At 25.9% G+C, this 16,429-nt stretch carries 20 protein-coding genes; 1 reads left to right on the forward strand and 19 read right to left on the reverse strand.

What is annotated here, in order from left to right; translation table 11 throughout:
* From I2E83_RS02105 to dapF, 8 genes are all read right to left on the reverse strand, one after another.
* Positions 1–441 carry a hypothetical protein gene (locus tag I2E83_RS02105; RefSeq protein ID WP_195264473.1) on the reverse strand — a complete coding sequence of 147 codons (441 nt, stop codon included), beginning with the start codon at positions 439–441 and terminating at the stop codon, positions 1–3.
* Positions 432–953 carry a prepilin-type cleavage/methylation domain-containing protein gene (locus tag I2E83_RS02110; protein ID WP_195264472.1) on the reverse strand — a complete coding sequence of 174 codons (522 nt, stop codon included), beginning with the start codon at positions 951–953 and terminating at the stop codon, positions 432–434. Before I2E83_RS02110 ends, I2E83_RS02105 begins: the two co-directional genes overlap by 10 nt.
* Positions 910–1,350 (reverse strand): type II secretion system protein, encoded by a 441-nt coding sequence (locus tag I2E83_RS02115; protein WP_195264471.1) that lies wholly within the window; start codon positions 1,348–1,350, stop codon positions 910–912. Before I2E83_RS02115 ends, I2E83_RS02110 begins: the two co-directional genes overlap by 44 nt.
* On the reverse strand, positions 1,347–1,823 hold the full coding sequence (locus tag I2E83_RS02120) for a type II secretion system protein (protein WP_195264470.1): 477 nt from the start codon (positions 1,821–1,823) through the stop codon (positions 1,347–1,349). Before I2E83_RS02120 ends, I2E83_RS02115 begins: the two co-directional genes overlap by 4 nt.
* Entirely contained in the window at positions 1,823–2,875 is a 1,053-nt protein-coding gene (locus I2E83_RS02125; RefSeq protein WP_195264469.1) for a type II secretion system F family protein, read from the reverse strand. Before I2E83_RS02125 ends, I2E83_RS02120 begins: the two co-directional genes overlap by 1 nt.
* A complete protein-coding gene (locus tag I2E83_RS02130; protein WP_195428376.1) occupies positions 2,850–4,238 on the reverse strand; it encodes a GspE/PulE family protein in 1,389 nt (462 codons plus the stop codon). Before I2E83_RS02130 ends, I2E83_RS02125 begins: the two co-directional genes overlap by 26 nt.
* Before the next feature lie 95 nt (positions 4,239–4,333).
* A complete protein-coding gene (locus I2E83_RS02135; RefSeq protein ID WP_195428378.1) occupies positions 4,334–5,320 on the reverse strand; it encodes a hypothetical protein in 987 nt (328 codons plus the stop codon).
* 16 nt (positions 5,321–5,336) lie between these two features.
* Positions 5,337–6,158 carry a diaminopimelate epimerase gene (gene dapF, locus I2E83_RS02140; RefSeq protein WP_195264060.1) on the reverse strand — a complete coding sequence of 274 codons (822 nt, stop codon included), beginning with the start codon at positions 6,156–6,158 and terminating at the stop codon, positions 5,337–5,339.
* Between the two features lie 94 nt (positions 6,159–6,252).
* On the opposite strand from dapF, the gene I2E83_RS02145 reads away from it, so the two are divergent.
* Complete coding sequence (locus I2E83_RS02145) at positions 6,253–7,998, forward strand: NFACT RNA binding domain-containing protein (RefSeq protein ID WP_195428380.1); 1,746 nt, start codon at positions 6,253–6,255, stop codon at positions 7,996–7,998.
* A gap of 143 nt (positions 7,999–8,141) precedes the next feature.
* Here I2E83_RS02145 and I2E83_RS02150 read toward each other — a convergent pair whose 3' ends face one another.
* The 11 genes from I2E83_RS02150 to I2E83_RS02205 form a co-directional block, all read right to left on the reverse strand.
* The gene (locus I2E83_RS02150) at positions 8,142–9,299 is read right to left on the reverse strand and encodes a class I SAM-dependent RNA methyltransferase (protein WP_195264058.1); all 1,158 of its coding nucleotides are present in this window, start codon (positions 9,297–9,299) and stop codon (positions 8,142–8,144) included.
* 11 nt (positions 9,300–9,310) lie between these two features.
* On the reverse strand, positions 9,311–9,850 hold the full coding sequence (gene pyrR / locus I2E83_RS02155) for a bifunctional pyr operon transcriptional regulator/uracil phosphoribosyltransferase PyrR (protein WP_195264057.1): 540 nt from the start codon (positions 9,848–9,850) through the stop codon (positions 9,311–9,313).
* An 11-nt stretch (positions 9,851–9,861) separates the two neighbouring features.
* Positions 9,862–10,776, reverse strand: a complete 915-nt coding sequence (locus tag I2E83_RS02160; protein WP_195264056.1) for an RluA family pseudouridine synthase — start codon at positions 10,774–10,776, stop codon at positions 9,862–9,864.
* Positions 10,777–10,911: 135 nt separating this feature from the next.
* Positions 10,912–11,505, reverse strand: coding sequence for a DivIVA domain-containing protein (locus I2E83_RS02165; RefSeq protein ID WP_195264055.1), 594 nt, complete (start codon positions 11,503–11,505; stop codon positions 10,912–10,914).
* Positions 11,506–11,522: 17 nt separating this feature from the next.
* Entirely contained in the window at positions 11,523–12,293 is a 771-nt protein-coding gene (locus I2E83_RS02170) for a YlmH/Sll1252 family protein (protein ID WP_195428382.1), read from the reverse strand.
* 260 nt (positions 12,294–12,553) lie between these two features.
* On the reverse strand, positions 12,554–13,006 hold the full coding sequence (gene sepF, locus I2E83_RS02180; protein WP_195264053.1) for a cell division protein SepF: 453 nt from the start codon (positions 13,004–13,006) through the stop codon (positions 12,554–12,556).
* Entirely contained in the window at positions 12,999–13,676 is a 678-nt protein-coding gene (locus I2E83_RS02185) for a YggS family pyridoxal phosphate-dependent enzyme (RefSeq protein WP_195264052.1), read from the reverse strand. Before I2E83_RS02185 ends, sepF begins: the two co-directional genes overlap by 8 nt.
* A 93-nt stretch (positions 13,677–13,769) precedes the next feature.
* Positions 13,770–14,504, reverse strand: coding sequence for a DUF881 domain-containing protein (locus I2E83_RS02190; protein ID WP_195264051.1), 735 nt, complete (start codon positions 14,502–14,504; stop codon positions 13,770–13,772).
* Entirely contained in the window at positions 14,505–14,855 is a 351-nt protein-coding gene (locus I2E83_RS02195) for a small basic family protein (RefSeq protein WP_195264050.1), read from the reverse strand.
* 14 nt (positions 14,856–14,869) lie between these two features.
* The gene (locus I2E83_RS02200; RefSeq protein WP_195264049.1) at positions 14,870–15,589 is read right to left on the reverse strand and encodes a DUF881 domain-containing protein; all 720 of its coding nucleotides are present in this window, start codon (positions 15,587–15,589) and stop codon (positions 14,870–14,872) included.
* A 16-nt stretch (positions 15,590–15,605) separates the two neighbouring features.
* Positions 15,606–16,355, reverse strand: a complete 750-nt coding sequence (locus I2E83_RS02205; RefSeq protein ID WP_195264048.1) for an FtsQ-type POTRA domain-containing protein — start codon at positions 16,353–16,355, stop codon at positions 15,606–15,608.
* Between the last annotated feature and the right edge of the window lie 74 nt (positions 16,356–16,429).

Below are 16,429 nucleotides of genomic sequence, written 5' to 3' on the forward strand. Positions count from 1 at the left end.
TTACTCCTTTATATAAATATATTTAGTTTTATAAGTAGTTGGGGTAAAATAAGTTTTATTATCAACTTTATTTTCATTTAATTCAATATACATAGCTGAATTTTCCTTTTTCTTTTTTAAGTAATAGCTTCCATCTTGGTATATGAATTCTACTTTTGTTAATTCAGGATAATCTTCAGACTTTTTTTTATTCACTTCCTTTAAAAGTTTTTCCTGATCTAGATTATTACCTTCTGCCTTAGTATTTATAATTTCTAAAACCCTTTCTTCATCTACTTCTAGAGTATACAAATCCTTATATGTTAAATAATTTTGAGATTTTAAATAGTTATTGTATATTATTTTTATTGAAAGGTTTACAATAAAAATTACAAATAAGAACACTATTAAGCTTTCAATAAATGCATATCCTCTTTTTTTAAACCCATTTTTTATATGCATATTACTCTTTCCTCACCACTAAGACTATTTATCTTTAAATAATATATTTTCTCTTTCTTCGTTATTATAAAACTAGACACTTCTCTCATTATTATGTTAATACCTTTTCTTTTGCCATCTTTATATGTTTCTAAAACTATTTTTCTATTTACATTATCTAAAAAAATTCTTTTATCTTTAACTTCATTTTTATTGTGATCAATTTTGTATGTTATTTTTATCATAGCATTATTATTTAAGTCACTCTCTTGAATCTCTATTGATTTAACCATTTGTGTTTTTAGCAATCTATCGATATTCAATATTGCATCATCAAAAGAATCTTGTGATAATGCATCTTTTATTAATTTTGTATAGTTTTTATTAGCAGTTAAGGCAATTTTAAAAGATAAACTAAGTAAAATTAATTGGATAAACATAACTAAAATAAGTTCTATTAAAGTAAAACATCGCTTTCTTTTATTACTTTTACTTCTTTTCCATCCAATAAGATTTAATAAATTCTCTTTCACATAAAATCCCTCCCTCTTCATCGCTAACTCTTATTTTTAATAAAATTGCTTTTGAAGCTTTTTCACCAGTAAAAATGGAATTATTTAACTTCTCCACTGTAATACCATTCCCCCTCTCTATCTCTAGTATAGGTGTGGTAATAAGTTTATTTAAAATATCTTTTGAGTAGTTATACGATAATTTGCCTCCATTAAAAGCTCTATTTAGTTCTTCTAATGTAACATTATATTTTATTTCACTTTCTATTGCATAAGCTACTCTATCTGCTTCATTTTTTATATTTCTTATTTTTCTAGACTTAGCAGCAACTATTCCAATTTCTACTGCTAAAGTTGCTGCAATTAATAAAATTCCAAGTGCTACTATACTTTCAACCAAAGTACTTCCTTTTTTCAATCTATTATATCTCCTTCATTTTCATCTATATCATTTCCTCTTATAATATCATTTCCAACAGATACTGTTATTTCAATAAATTTATTATTTTTATATGATAAACTTATAGTTCCTGCTGTCTTTATAAAACCTTCTCTATTAATATTATTAATTCCACCTTGAAAATTTGATGATACATTAATATCATTATCCAGCTTTAATATCTTTGTTAATTTATGATTTAATTCAAGCACTTCAAATACAACTTCTTTCTTGTTCTTATTTATAGCTATATTTCCAACCACTTTATTTTTCCTACAATAGCTCTTTGCAAAACTTAACAATGCTCTAACTTCATACACATTATTTTGAAGTTTTAAACTTTCACTTTTATCCTTAAAATATTTAACACCACTAAAGCCAACTGTTGCCAATAATGCAATTATTGATAACACTATTATCAATTCTATAAGTGTATAACCACCTTTTTTCATTATAATCCACCATCTAATAATGAACTAAATAAAGGAACAATAAATATCATCAAAAAAATTATTACAAAAGCACCCATAATTAAAATTGATGCTGGTTGTAGAATTGCCATATATCTATTTATATCTGATAATAATTTCTTTTCTAAATGAGTAGAAAGGGATTTTAATCTTTCATCCATAGCTCCACCTTCTTCTCCCAGCTTTATTATAGAAATTGTATAATTGGAATAGTTACCTTGTTTCTTTAAGCTCTCAGATATTGTTTCACCTTTCAATATACTTGAATTTAAGAGTATGAATTTTTCTTTTAAATTTGAATTTTTAAAGCTTGTTGCAGAGTACATTAATCCATTTGACAAATTCACACCACTTCTAATTATTATAGATAGAAGTGAAATAAAAACAAATTCGTTAAACTCTCTAATTATTTTTATTTTATTAAATAACACTTTGATATACTCTTTTAAATAAAACCTATAGATTATATATGGTAGCAAAATTCCCCAAGAAAGAAAGTATATCAAAGAATATATTGGATTAGTTTTTATATAATTTACAATATTATAAAGAAACTTACACACACTAGGTATTTCTATGTTTAAGTTAAGATAAAAATCATATAAACTAGGTATGGTTACAAAAGCAATGAATATAAAAACTGTAATAATAGATAAGAATAATAAGATTGGATATGATAAAACATTTTTAATTGTAGATTTGATAAAGCTAATTTTATCATAATACTCTTCTAAACCCTTTAAAACTTCCGATAAATTACCACTTTTTTCTCCCATAGAGACCATTCCAACAAAAAACTCTGGATACAAATCATTAAATTCGTTAAAGCTTTCATTTAACGATTTTCCTTCAACAATAAAGTCTTTAATATTTTTCATACTTTCTCTATAAGATTTTCTTAATGGTAATTCCATAATTAAATCTATCATAATTAAAAGAGAAATTCCTTCTTTATGAAGCATTGCCATATTCCCTGATAATAAGCTTAAACTATTAAAATCGGGCTTATTAAATATCAATTTTATTTTCTTCATAACTAATACCTTCTTCTATTATGAAATTATTGTAATCTGTAACAGATATTTTTCCATCAGTTAATAGTTCATTTAAGTTATCTATCATTTCTTCATTATTTAGACCTCTTATTTCCTGGAAAATATTTGAAATATCTTTTTTGATTTCTTTATCAATAAATATAACTGAGCTCACTACTTTTCTCCCTTTATAACCTGTATAGTTACAATTACTGCATCCAATAGATTTATAATTTATTACTTCTTTTCCTTTAAAATAAAATTTTATGTCTTCTCTTTTGCAGTTATCACAAAGTACTCTTATCAACCTCTGTGAAATTATTCCAATCAAAGAATCCTTAATTAAATATTGTTTTACCCCCATATCTTCAAGTCTAAAATATACTTCTTGGGGAGTCTTTGTATGAATTGTAGAGTATACTTTATGTCCAGTTAGAGATGCAGTAACTGCCATATTAGCAGTTTCTTCATCTCTAATTTCTCCAATCATTAGAACATCAGGATCTTGTCTTAATATACTTCTTAGTCCAGTTGCAAATGTAATGTTTGCTTTCCTATTTAAACTAACTTGATTTATACCCTTAATTATTACTTCCACTGGATCTTCTAAAGTTGTGATATTAATATCTTTTTTATTAATTTCTTTTAAGATACAATATAGAGAGCTTGATTTTCCACTTCCTGTAGGGCCATTAATAATTACTAATCCATTTTTTAGTCCAAGTATCTTTTTTATTTTTTTTATTTGATTTGTATTTAAATTTAAACTATCAATATTATAATTAAATATTTCTCCATATAGGATTCTAATTACTAATTTTTCGCCATAGATTATCGGAATAGTAGATAATCTTAAATCATAGTTCTTTCCATTTACTTTTATTAGACTTTTACCATCCTGAGGCCTTCTTTTTTCTGTAATATCCATATTCCCACATACTTTTATTTTGGATAATAATTTTTGATATTCTGCATTTTTTATTTTTGTAACTCCTATTAATATACCATCAACTCTAAATCTTATGAAAACATCTTCCCTATGGGGCTCAAAATGAATATCTGATGCATTTAATTCTATTGCTTTAAGTAATAATACATCAAATAGCTCCTCTAGTTCTCCTAAAAATATATTTTTAATTAGTTCATTAATAAAGTCTTCACTTAATTTTATAATTTTTATTTTTTTATTAAACAAAAACTCTATTTCCTCTTTATTTTCTAATATCTCCTTTGATGCTAGTACTATTACTCTATCTTCCTTTATCATAATAGGTAAACATATATTTTCTATAGCTTTTAATTTATTTAATTTTCTAGCTATTTCTAAATTAACTTTCTCCAAGTCAAATTCAAAAATACTCATATAACATCACCATTTAAATTTATATCCAATAAAGTTAAAATTATACATATAAAATTAAAGAAAAAAGATATTTATAAAATAAATTATAAATATCTTTATCTACACTCTATAAAATTGTATGTTCCCGACTCACCATCAATTATGCTTATAGCATCGTTAGTACATCTATATACTTTTTCTGTTATAACATCTTCACCACCAACAAAGATTATATTACCATCCTTATCTTTAGAAAGACCTTTTTCTAAATTTATTAATTTTGGGAAATCATACACTAATCTCCTAGCTTTCTTATCATGATACTTGTATAATGAATAGCTATTATTTTCCAGTTTACCCAGTATGAATATACCATCTGGAGTAGACTCAACATCACTAACATCCAAAACATCTTCTATTACTTCATTAACTTCCCCAGATTCGTCTATAACTTTTAATATCTTTTGTTTTCCTTCTTTTTCTTGAACAAAAACTATTCCATTATCTAAAACTTTTAAAAATTCAACGTATCCTAAATCTAATTTATATAAAAGCTTTTCTTCATTATTATTAATGTTATAAGTAAATATTCCATTAATTTTATCTTCACTTATTCCATAATATACTAAAGTATTTTCATTTAGCCAGTCAACTAACTCACCTGAAATTGAAACCTTAGTATCAATTGATATATTCTTATTTTTAGACAAATCTTTAATTTTTAAATCTAAGAATTCATCCTTTAAAAAATAAGCTAAATATTCTCCATTTTGTGCTATCTTAGGTGAAATGACTTTCTTCCCGTCTTCTATTCTTTCTTCTTTCCCTAGATATTTTATTTTATATTCACCATTTTCATTATATATAAAATTACCACTTTCTAAATCATAAGCTGTAATTATATATTCAGTATCTACTTTTTCATATTTATCATTTGTTAAATTATAAATTTTGTATTCCCCTGAATTTTCTATGGCAATTGCTCCATTTAGTATATCAACTTTATTTTCTTCTTCTATTTCACTTTTACATCCATAAAGAAATATACTTATTAACAAAATAAAATTAACAAGGAAAATATTCCTTATTCTTTTTTTATTCATCTTTTACCTCTTTTAATTAATATAGCTCACCTTTACAAATAAACTCTGCAGATCCTATCATATATACATCATTATTTATAATCTCTACCACTAAATTTCCTCCTAAAGTTTCTACATTAACCTTATTTGAGCATACCCCTAATTTTTTTAAAGCCACAACTGAGGCACAACATCCTGTTCCACAAGCCAAAGTAGCTCCAGCACCTCTTTCCCAAGTTTTTACCTCTATATTGTTAATATCGATTACTTTTACAAAATTAACATTTGTTCCTTCAATAAATAAACTATTTTTTTCTATAGCTTTTCCTTCACTAATATTATATTCATCATTATTATTAATTAAAATAGTATGAGGTACTCCCATCAATAAGGTAGTTAATTGATATTCCTTTTCTTCAATTTTAATTACTTCATTTATTAATGAGTTTTTATTATTTAAAGGAATATCTTTGCCGCTGAAACTTGCCTTTCCCATATTGACTTTAACTAATTCAACCTTATTTTTATCATTTATATAAAGTTCTACAAACTTTATTCCATCTCCAGTTTCTATGCTAATTATATTCTTTTCCACTAATTCATATTCATATAAATATTTTGCAAAACACCTAATAGCATTTCCACACATATTAGCACGAGATCCATCACTATTTATTATTACCATTTTAGCATCTGCAATATTAGATTTTCTTATTATAACTAATCCATCTGCCCCTATTCCAAATCTTCTATTACAAACAGTTTTAGCAATTTCAGTTTCAGTTTTAATCAGCTCATTTTCATCATCTCTAATAAAAATAAAATCGTTTCCTAATCCTTGCATTTTTATAAAATTCATAAAAACTCCCCCCTTAACCTTATATGCCATTGATAAATTTGCTAATTAAGTGTTATACTATCTTTATCTTATTACCAAAGAAAGGATGATACTTATGGCTTTGGATGGCATCTACTTATATAGTTTAGTATATGATTTAAAAAAATCAATATTAAACTGTAAAATAGATAAAATTAATCAACCAGAAAAAGATGAAGTAATTTTAACTCTAAGAAAAGATAGACAAAATATAAAATTATTAATTTCAGCTTCTTCTAAGTTTCCTAGAATTCATTTAACTAATATAAGTAAGCCTAACCCCTTACAAGCACCAATGTTTACAATGGTTATGAGAAAATATTTAATTGGTGGTCGAATAACAGACATAACTCAATTAAATGGTGATAGAATTCTTCAATTGCATATTGAGTCTACCGATGAATTAGGATTCGATAGTAAATATATATTAATAGTTGAAATTATGGGAAGGCATAGTAATATAACTCTTGTTAGAGAAAGAGACAATAAAGTTATGGAATGTATTAAGCATATTTCGGCTGATATAAATACTTATAGAGTTTTATATCCTGGTGTAAATTATGTATATCCTCCTAGCTCTAACAAACTAAATCCCTTTGATTTCTCAATTAATGATTTTGATTCATATTTAAATAATAATGATATAAGTATTGATGAAGGAATATTTTCGAAGACATTTACTGGTATAAGTAAATCTCTATCAATAAGTATATATGAAAATTTCCTACAAGATAATAATACCATAAATCAAGAAAATATTTTTAATTTCTTTAAAAATTTTATGATAAATCTAGAAAATAATTTTAATTTTAAGATCTATAAAGATAAAGAAGTTTTCAAGGATTTCCATTGTGTCAAATTAAGTAATTTAGAAAGTGCTTATTCTTCAATATCTTTTGAAAATCCAAGTGAATTGCTTGATGAATTTTTTACAGTAAAAGATAAACAAGATAGATTATTAAATAGATCTACAGATTTGCAAAAATTAATTTCAACTAATATAGATAGATGTAACAATAAAGCTAAGAAATTAAAAAATATTCTTAAAGAATGTGAAGAAAAAGAAACATATAAGATTAATGGTGATTTATTAACCTCATATATATATATGTTAAAAAAAGGATTAAAAGAAATATCCTTATTAAATTTTTATAATGCTGAAGAAGAATATGTAACTATAAAACTGGATGAAAATAAGACACCATCTGAAAATATACAATATCTTTATAAAAAATATAATAAACTAAAAAAATCTGAAGAATCTGCATTAGAACAATTAGAAAAAAATACAGAAGAACTTGAATATCTAAATTCAGTTATGACAAACATATTAAATTGTGAAAGCTATATTGAAATAGATGATATAAAAAAAGAATTAATTGAAACTGGATACTTAAAATTCAAAAATACTAATAAAAATAATAAAAAAGATAAATCATCTAAGCCTATACATTTAATTTCTTCTGATGGAATAGATATTTATATTGGTAAAAATAACATTCAAAATGACTATTTAACATTAAAGTTTGCTAATAAAAACCATACATGGCTCCATACAAAAAATATTCCTGGGTCACATGTTATACTTTGTAGCGATAATCCATCTGATATAGCTTTAGAAGAAGCTGGAATACTTGCTGCTTATTATAGTAAAGCTAAGAACTCTACAAAAGTTCCTGTTGATTATACTAAAGTAAAAAACTTAAAGAAACCTAATGGCTCAAAACCCGGTATGGTTATATATCATACTAACTATACTTTATATACAGAACCATCATTATATAGTAATTTAAAAATTGAAAATAATAAAATAATAAAATAATAAAAAAGAAACCATATCTTGTATTTGCAAATATGGTTTCTTTAATTTAGCCTTCAATAAAAATTTTATACTTAATTAAATGCATCCAATAATTAATAATGTTTTGTTGCTTTTGTAATTTGTAGTATTACTTAAATTAAATATTATATATGATTTATGAGCATATCACCATCATTTTTAATAAGCTCATTATCAAAATATTGGTAGTAATAGCATTTTAATTTACCATTATATAATTTCCTATTTTTACTTGATTTTTTTCCAAATGGCCCTTCAAATCCTTCATAAGATGTAAGAATATTATAATCCCAATTGAAAAATTTCTTTTTAAAACTTCCAAATGTTTTATATAACTGCTCTACTTCTTTTTTTTCTCCTAATCTTTCTCCATATGGAGGATTAGAAATTATAAATCCATATTTATTACTACTTGAAAAATCCTTAAAATCTCTTCTTTGGAATTCAATATATTTTGAAACTCCTGCCTTTTCAGCATTACTTCTTGCTACTTTAAGAATTCTACCATCTATATCATATCCTATTAACTTAATATCTTTATTTTTAATTGCTCTTTCAGCACCTTCTCTTACTTGTTCAAAAATATCTGAATCCATTGTTGGCCAAGTTTCGCACGTAAAACTTCTACACATTCCAGGTGCAATATTTTGCATAATCATAGCTGCTTCTATAAGGATAGTACCTGAACCACAAAATGGATCAACTAAAACAAAATCTTCCTTCCATCTTGAAATAAGAACCATTGCTGCTGCTAAAGTTTCTTTAAGTGGTGCTGCACCTGCCTCTTCTCTATATCCTCTCTTATGTAATCCTGGTCCTGATGTATCTATAGTTAATGTTACTACATCTTTTAAAATTGATACTTCAATTTTATATAATGGACCACTTTCTTCAAACTGGTTTATTCCATAAGAATTGCTCATGCTATCTACAATAGCTTTTTTTACTATAGATTGACAATCTGGAACGCTATGTAAAGTTGATTTAACAGATTTACCATTAACATGCATTATACCATCTTTAGGTATTATTTCACTCCATTTTATATTTTTTGTACCTTGGAATAGTTCCTCAAAACTTCTTGCTTCAAACTCTCCCATTTTTATTAATATTCTATCTGCAGTTCTTAAATGGATATTAGCTATTGCAATATCCATTTCATCTCCAGTAAAATGAACTTTACCATTTTCAGTTTTTAAATCTTCATAGCCTAAAGCTTTTAATTCTTTTGCTGTAATACCTTCTAAACCAAAGGTAGTAGTTGCAATTAAGTTATATTCCATATTTTTCTCCTCTATTTTCCTTCGTAAATTTTTACTGAATCATTTCCATCGATTTCTGCTATTTCAACTGCTATTATTTCACTCTTAGCCGTAGGAAGATTCTTTCCTACGTAGTCAGCTCTAATTGGTAGTTCTTTATGACCTCTATCTATTAATACAGCAAGTTGAATTTGTTCTGGTCTTCCAGAGTCAATTATAGCATCAATTGCTGCCCTTACTGTTCTACAAGTATATAAAACATCATCTACCAAGATAACCTTTTTACCTATAACCTCTACCCCTAAGTCAATATTATTTACTCTTGGTGTGTCTTTTATCTCTGTAATATCGTCTCTATATAAAGTTATATCTACATAACCAACAGGAACTTTTACTCCTTCAATACTTTCTATATTTTTTGCAATTCTTTCTGCTAAAGGATATCCTCTTCTTTTAATACCTACTAAAACTACGTTTTCTACACCCTTATTTTTTTCTATTATTTCATGAGATATTCTTATTAAGGTTCTTTTAATAGCTTTGTCATCTAGCAAATTTGCTTTTAATTTCATTTAATCCACCTCTATTTTCTTATATTTTCTAATAGTTCTAAATAATATTTAGGTAAGTCTGAATCAAACTCCATATACTCATTACTTCTTGGATGAATAAATCCTAATGTTTTCGCATGCAATACTTGCCCTTGTAATTTAAATTTTTGCTTTTTATTACCATACAAAGGATCTCCTACTAAAGGATGACCAATTGAAGCCATATGCACTCTTATTTGATGTGTCCTTCCAGTTTCTAAAGTACATTTTACTAAAGCAGTTCCATTATTATATTGTTCTAGTACATTATAGTGAGTTACTGCTCTCTTACCATCCTCCACTATAGCCATTTTTAATCTATCTTTCTTATTTCTTCCTATAGGCTTATCTACTGTACCTTCTATCTTACTAAACTTACCTTCAACTAAAGCATAATATTCTCTTTTAATAGTATGATCTTTAAATTGTTTAGCTAAATGATTATGTGCATCATCATTTTTTGCAATAACTAATATTCCAGATGTATCTTTGTCTATCCTATGAACTATTCCTGGTCGTATAACTCCATTAATACCTGATAGATCCTTACAGTGATAAAGTAACCCATTTACTAATGTACCACTATAATTTCCTGGAGCTGGATGCACAACTACTCCTTGCGATTTATTTAAAACTATTACATCTTCATCTTCATATATTATGTTAAGATCTATATCCTCCGGTTCAACATCAAGTTCAATTGGTTCTGGCATAATTACAATAATTTCATCTTGGTTTCTCAATTTGTAATTACTCTTGACTTCTTTATTATTTACTAATACAACTCCTGAATCAATTAGTCCTTGTATAAATGATCTTGATTTTCCTTCTATAATATTAGATAAATATTTATCTATTCTAAGTCCTATATTTTCTTCTTCAGTTATTTTAAATATTAATTCATCCATTAATACGAATCTCCACTTTCTTCATAATTGTTAACTCATTATAATTCTTAACACATTATAATACATTAAAACATTACACTCAATAGTTTAAAATTTATTAAAAATAAAAAATCCGTATTAAACGGATTTTATGTATTAGTTTTTAGCGAAAAAGCTCTTTATTTCGTCCATATCCTCAGTATAAACTTCTTCTAATTCCTCTATGTTTTTACTGGATAGTTCTATGCTTTTTTCTACAGCTACTTCTTGTAACGGCTCTGCAATATTATAATTTTTAGTTAAATCTTTTTCCAATTCATCAAAAGTTTCAGTTTGAGCATTCATAAAGTTTCTAAATTTAGCTCTAAACTTTACAAATTCTTGCTTAACTTTCTCATATTCATCATTTATTGAAACTACATCGTTATGAGCCTTATCTAAAATTTTCTTAGCTACATCATTAGCATTTTTCAAAATCATTTCAGATTCTTTTTGAGATGCTTCTCTAGCTTGCTCAGCTGCATTTTGAGCCAATAGCAATGTATTTTGAATAGTATTTTCTATCTTAACATAATGTTCTAATTTTTCATTTACTCTTGATAGATTTTCTTTTAATCTTGAATTTTCTTTATAAAGCTCTTCATAATTTTCTATAATTTCATTTATAAATTCATCAACCTCATCAGTATCGTATCCTCTAAATCCCTTTTTAAATTCTTTGTTACTTATATCCATTGGAGTAAGCTTCATAAAATCACCTCTACACATTATATATATTTTTTAATTACAATTCTCTTTTTACCACTTCTAGTTCCGCCAATAACATCTCCAATTATAAATTTTCCAATTCCTCTAATTGTAATTCTAGTGTCTTTCACAATGTCTTGACTTTTATCTTTTGCTTTTACATAATTTATTAAAACCTTGCCACTATCTATAAGCTCAATAGCTTTTGCTCTTGACAGGTTGGAGAGTTTTGCAACAATACTATCAGCTCGTAAAGAAGAAACATTAATAACTATTTCTTCAAAATTAACAGATGGTATATCACTAATATTATCTATAACCTTTATCTCTATTGGGGATTTCCCAATATGAGATAAATTACTTATTATATAACCACTTATTTCATCTAAAACAGGCAAATATGCCTTATTTTCTTTTACAATTATATCACCTAATTTATTGCGTTCAATTCCTAAAGATAAAATTGAACCTAAATAATCCTTATGCTTTAAATTAGAAAAACTTGATTTGTTCTTAATTTCCAATATTTTTATAGGATAATCAACATTGTAATAATTATTAAAACAAATCATTCTTCTTTCACACTCTTCAAAGAAACCATTTGCTTCAAATGTAATTTCATTATTACAACAATAATTTTCAAAAAAGCTCCATATATTAGGTGAATAAAAGCTATTTGTAAAAACAGTTATGTCTTTTTCATAAGCTATCTTATATTTTTCATATATTTTTATAGCATCCTTTGCATCATCTTCATTAAAACTTTTTAATATTGTTTCTTTTTTAAGCATTAAAATAACACCCTAATATAAGATAATAACATAATAGCAAATAGCGGTGAGAAGTCAATCATACTATTTCTTAAAAGTTTATCTTGTAAAATCCTAAAAGGTTTTAATATCGGACTATTAAATGATGCAATCAGCCTATAAAAATCACTTTCTCTAATACTTGGTAAAATAGACATTATAACTTCTGCAAAGATAGTTATCTCTAAAACTCTTGTTATTAAATTTATTGCTGCAAATATTATTCCTATTTAAATCTCCTCCTACTTGTTCCAATTAAATAATGCCTTTGAACTAAGTTCATTTTTTAATTCATTTGTAACTTCTACATTTGAAGGTGATAATAAGTAAACTCTTTGTTCAATTTCTTGTAAAGTAGCACCTAAAACATAACAAGATCCACTTATAAAATCTACTAATCTTTGTGCTACTTTTGTTTCTAAAGTAGTAGCATTAACTAAAACTATTTTTCTTGCTTTAATTGCATCTGCGATTTCTCTAGCATCATCATAATTAGTAGGCTTTGTTACCATTACTTTAGCAGTTGATGCAGTATGAATATTTACCACTTTATTTCCTTTTTGCTTTGATATAATTGGCTCAATTTCCTCTTGTACTTCTTCTTCCTCTACTTCAGTATCTTCTAAATCTTCAAAATCATCCTCATATTCACCAAGACCAATTATTTCCCTAAACTTTCCAAACATATTACCCATTCTTCAATCCTCCCACTACATTTCTTTTACCAAATATTCCTTCTCCAACTCTTATCAAGTTAGAACCTTCTTCAATAGCTATTTCATAATCATTTGTCATTCCCATAGATAAAATCTCCATAGAAATATTGTTATATGATTTTTTACTTAAATCATCATATATACTTTTCATTTTCCTAAAATAATATCTATTTTTATCTTCATTTCCTTTTGGAATTATGGCCATTAATCCTTTAATCTTGCAATAATTGCAGATTTTAATTTCATTTATCAAATCATTTAGTTCTTCTTCAAAAATTCCACTTTTACTTTCTTCTTTACCTATATTAATTTGAATTAAAAGATTCGCTATACAATTTTTTTTAGAAAATTCGCTTTCTATCTTTTTTAATAGCTTAATACTTGATAAAGAATGTATTAAGTGAACTTTACCAACTAAATATTTTACTTTATTAGTTTGTAAGCTTCCTATGAAATGCCATCTTATATCTTTTTCAAGAGATTCTTCTTTATCAATAAGTTCTTGGACTTTATTTTCTCCAAAATCTCTTTGACCAGTTTTATACGCAATTTCTATATCTTCTATAGGCTTAGTTTTTGAAACTGCTACTAGTGTGACATCCTTAGGTAAACTTCTTTTTAATTTAATTAAATTTTCTTCTATATCCAAGTCATTTCCTCCTAAAGAAGTTATTTACACATTGTAAATATTCTTCAAAAAAACTTAAATTCCTTCAATTTTAAAATATTTTTTAATAAAATTTTATTTTTCTTCATATCTTTGCATATATCTTGCTTCTACGCTTTGCTTTGTAACAGGAACAATTATCTCATTCCTTACTTCTATTTCTACACTTATCTTTCTTATAAGCAATTTTTGTATAAAACTAGTCTCTGATAATAAATATGCCTTCATTTCTTCTGGATTACCTATAGCATAAATATAAAATGGGGCAGAAACACTTGATTCATCTTCAAATCCTATAGCAGCCGAAAAACAAGCAACTCCAGTATTAGGCAATATCCTATGATCATTTATAGCTATAGCTTCTGCACCCGCATTTTTTAATTCGTTTAGCACCATTGCCATATCTGCATCATGCAATATTTTTCTTGCTATATCTTCATTAGTATCAAATTTAAAATCTATATCTCCATCTTTTATCTTAATTACTAATCCTGATCCTTTAACTGATGCAATTCCACTTAAAGATCCATAATCAACTAGTTGACTTTTCATATCTTCCACTAATTTTTCTTTTTTTTCAGGATCATTTCCTTTATATTTACTTATTTTATATCTATAATCTATATTTTCACTTTTTATGCTTTCTATTTCCTTATATAATTTACTTCTTTCTTCTACTGCATTTTTATATTCTAATGCATTTAAAGAGATGCTTCTTCCTGTATTATTTAAATTAATACTATTTATTATTAAAAATCCTGTTATGATTGTAGCTATTAAAATAAAAAATCCTGATTTTATATTTTTCATTTATTCACCTCGTTTACGAGATTTTAACTTTTCAATTAATAGTCTTCTTATAACTGCAAAGTTATCAAATATTCTACCTCCAAAAACAATAACCGCTGCTATATACATTGGAATTCCAAGTTTATCTCCTAAGTAAGCAAGACCTGCTGCTAAAGCTGCATTACCAAAAAAACCAGAAATAAATATATCTGACTTAAAGTTTTTTGATAAAGATGCTCTTACTGCTCCAAAAACAGAATCTAAGCAAGCTAAAATTGCAACAGACATATAGGGAGATAATGTATCTGGTATATTTACGTCTAAAATTAAACCTAAAAGCACACCTATCAATAATCCTATAAATGCTATCATATAATCCCCCTCCTTTAATCCACAGGTCTAATAAATTCACTTTTTAGAGACTGTGTAGTTTTATTTATAATAATTTCATCACTTTCTTTTACTTCACTATTATAATTTTGCAGCGCACCATACTCTAGCACTCCAACAAAAGTTACTGCATTTTTTAAGATTTGTTTATCACCTATGGCCTTTATTACTATCTTATCATTTGGATCTATTTTCCCAGCAGTCCCTACCCAAATCCAATTACCTGAATTTTTAATACCACTTTGAGGAGTAATTATATAGTCATTTACAGATATAGCCTCTGCCTTTGCGAATTTTAAAGAATTAACTATATAAACTATTTCTTCTTCACTAATAATTCTAGTTGAAGTTGAATTATTTGATCCAAATATATTATTTTTAGAAGTTATAGTTATAACTATACCAGGCCCCTTTACATCTAGTAATCCTAAGTTCATTCTTGAACTGTCAAGTTGTTTTTTTATTTCCGCTTCAACTTCGCCTTCCTTAGCTGCTGTTTCTTCTAATTGTTTTAATTCCTCTGACAAGTTATTATTTGATTTAACTAATTCTTCTTTTTCCTTCTTTAAAGCTTCTATCTCAGCATTTATATTTAAATTTTGCGTTGCTATATTACTTTTATTTTTTTCATTCAACAGCTTAAATTGATGTGCAAGCAAAAATCCGAGAAACGCACAAACAATAGCTATAAATATTTGTGATGTAGTTCTTTTCATATAGTTTCCCCCTTATCTAGTTAATTTGCTTTATAACTGCTGGCCCATTAAAACTCATATCAATATAACCTTTTGAAATAACTCCTTGTTCAATAGCATTAAGTGCTAAATTCATTTTATCCGTCAAGTCACTACTATCACCAATCATTATTTCTATATTTCCTATATAACATACTATATTATTTAAATTTTCAATTTCTATTTGAGAAAAAATATACTCTTGTGGCATAACTTCTATTATGTTATAAAATTTTTCTAGGGTATCTGGAATATTTATATTCTCTGATATCTTATCTCCAACGGTTTTCCCAGATAAATCAATCCCTGTTAGCTTAATTAAGTTTCTATCATCCATTTTATCTAATTCCTCAACTATTACCCCTTCATTATTAATAGCTTTTATTTTTCCATCACTTTCGAAATAATATGCAATTTTATTTTCTTTTATGTTTATATTTAAAGAATTTATTCCCTTTTTATTAACTTTAATTTCTTTTATATATGGATTTTCTTTTAGCTCTTTTTCTATTTCATTATAATCTATAGTAAATATATTTTGTCCTATATAATATTTCAAGTTTTCTTGTAAGCTCTCATTAGATAATGTAACTAAACCAGTTATATCTATTTTCTTTAAATTAAAAATTGGAGATTTATATATAAATATTATAATACCGACTATAATAACAAATAAACCCAATATTAATCTCTTAATTATTTTATTCCTCTTTTTTCTTCTTATAAACTTATTCGACTTATTATTCATAATTCCCCTACTTTTACATAATATAATGACATACTATAATAATATCACTTTCTGGGTATTTTTTCATTATTATT

This window comes from Clostridium sp. D46t1_190503_E9, from assembly GCF_015555225.1.
Classification (GTDB): Bacteria; Bacillota; Clostridia; order Clostridiales; family Clostridiaceae; genus Clostridium.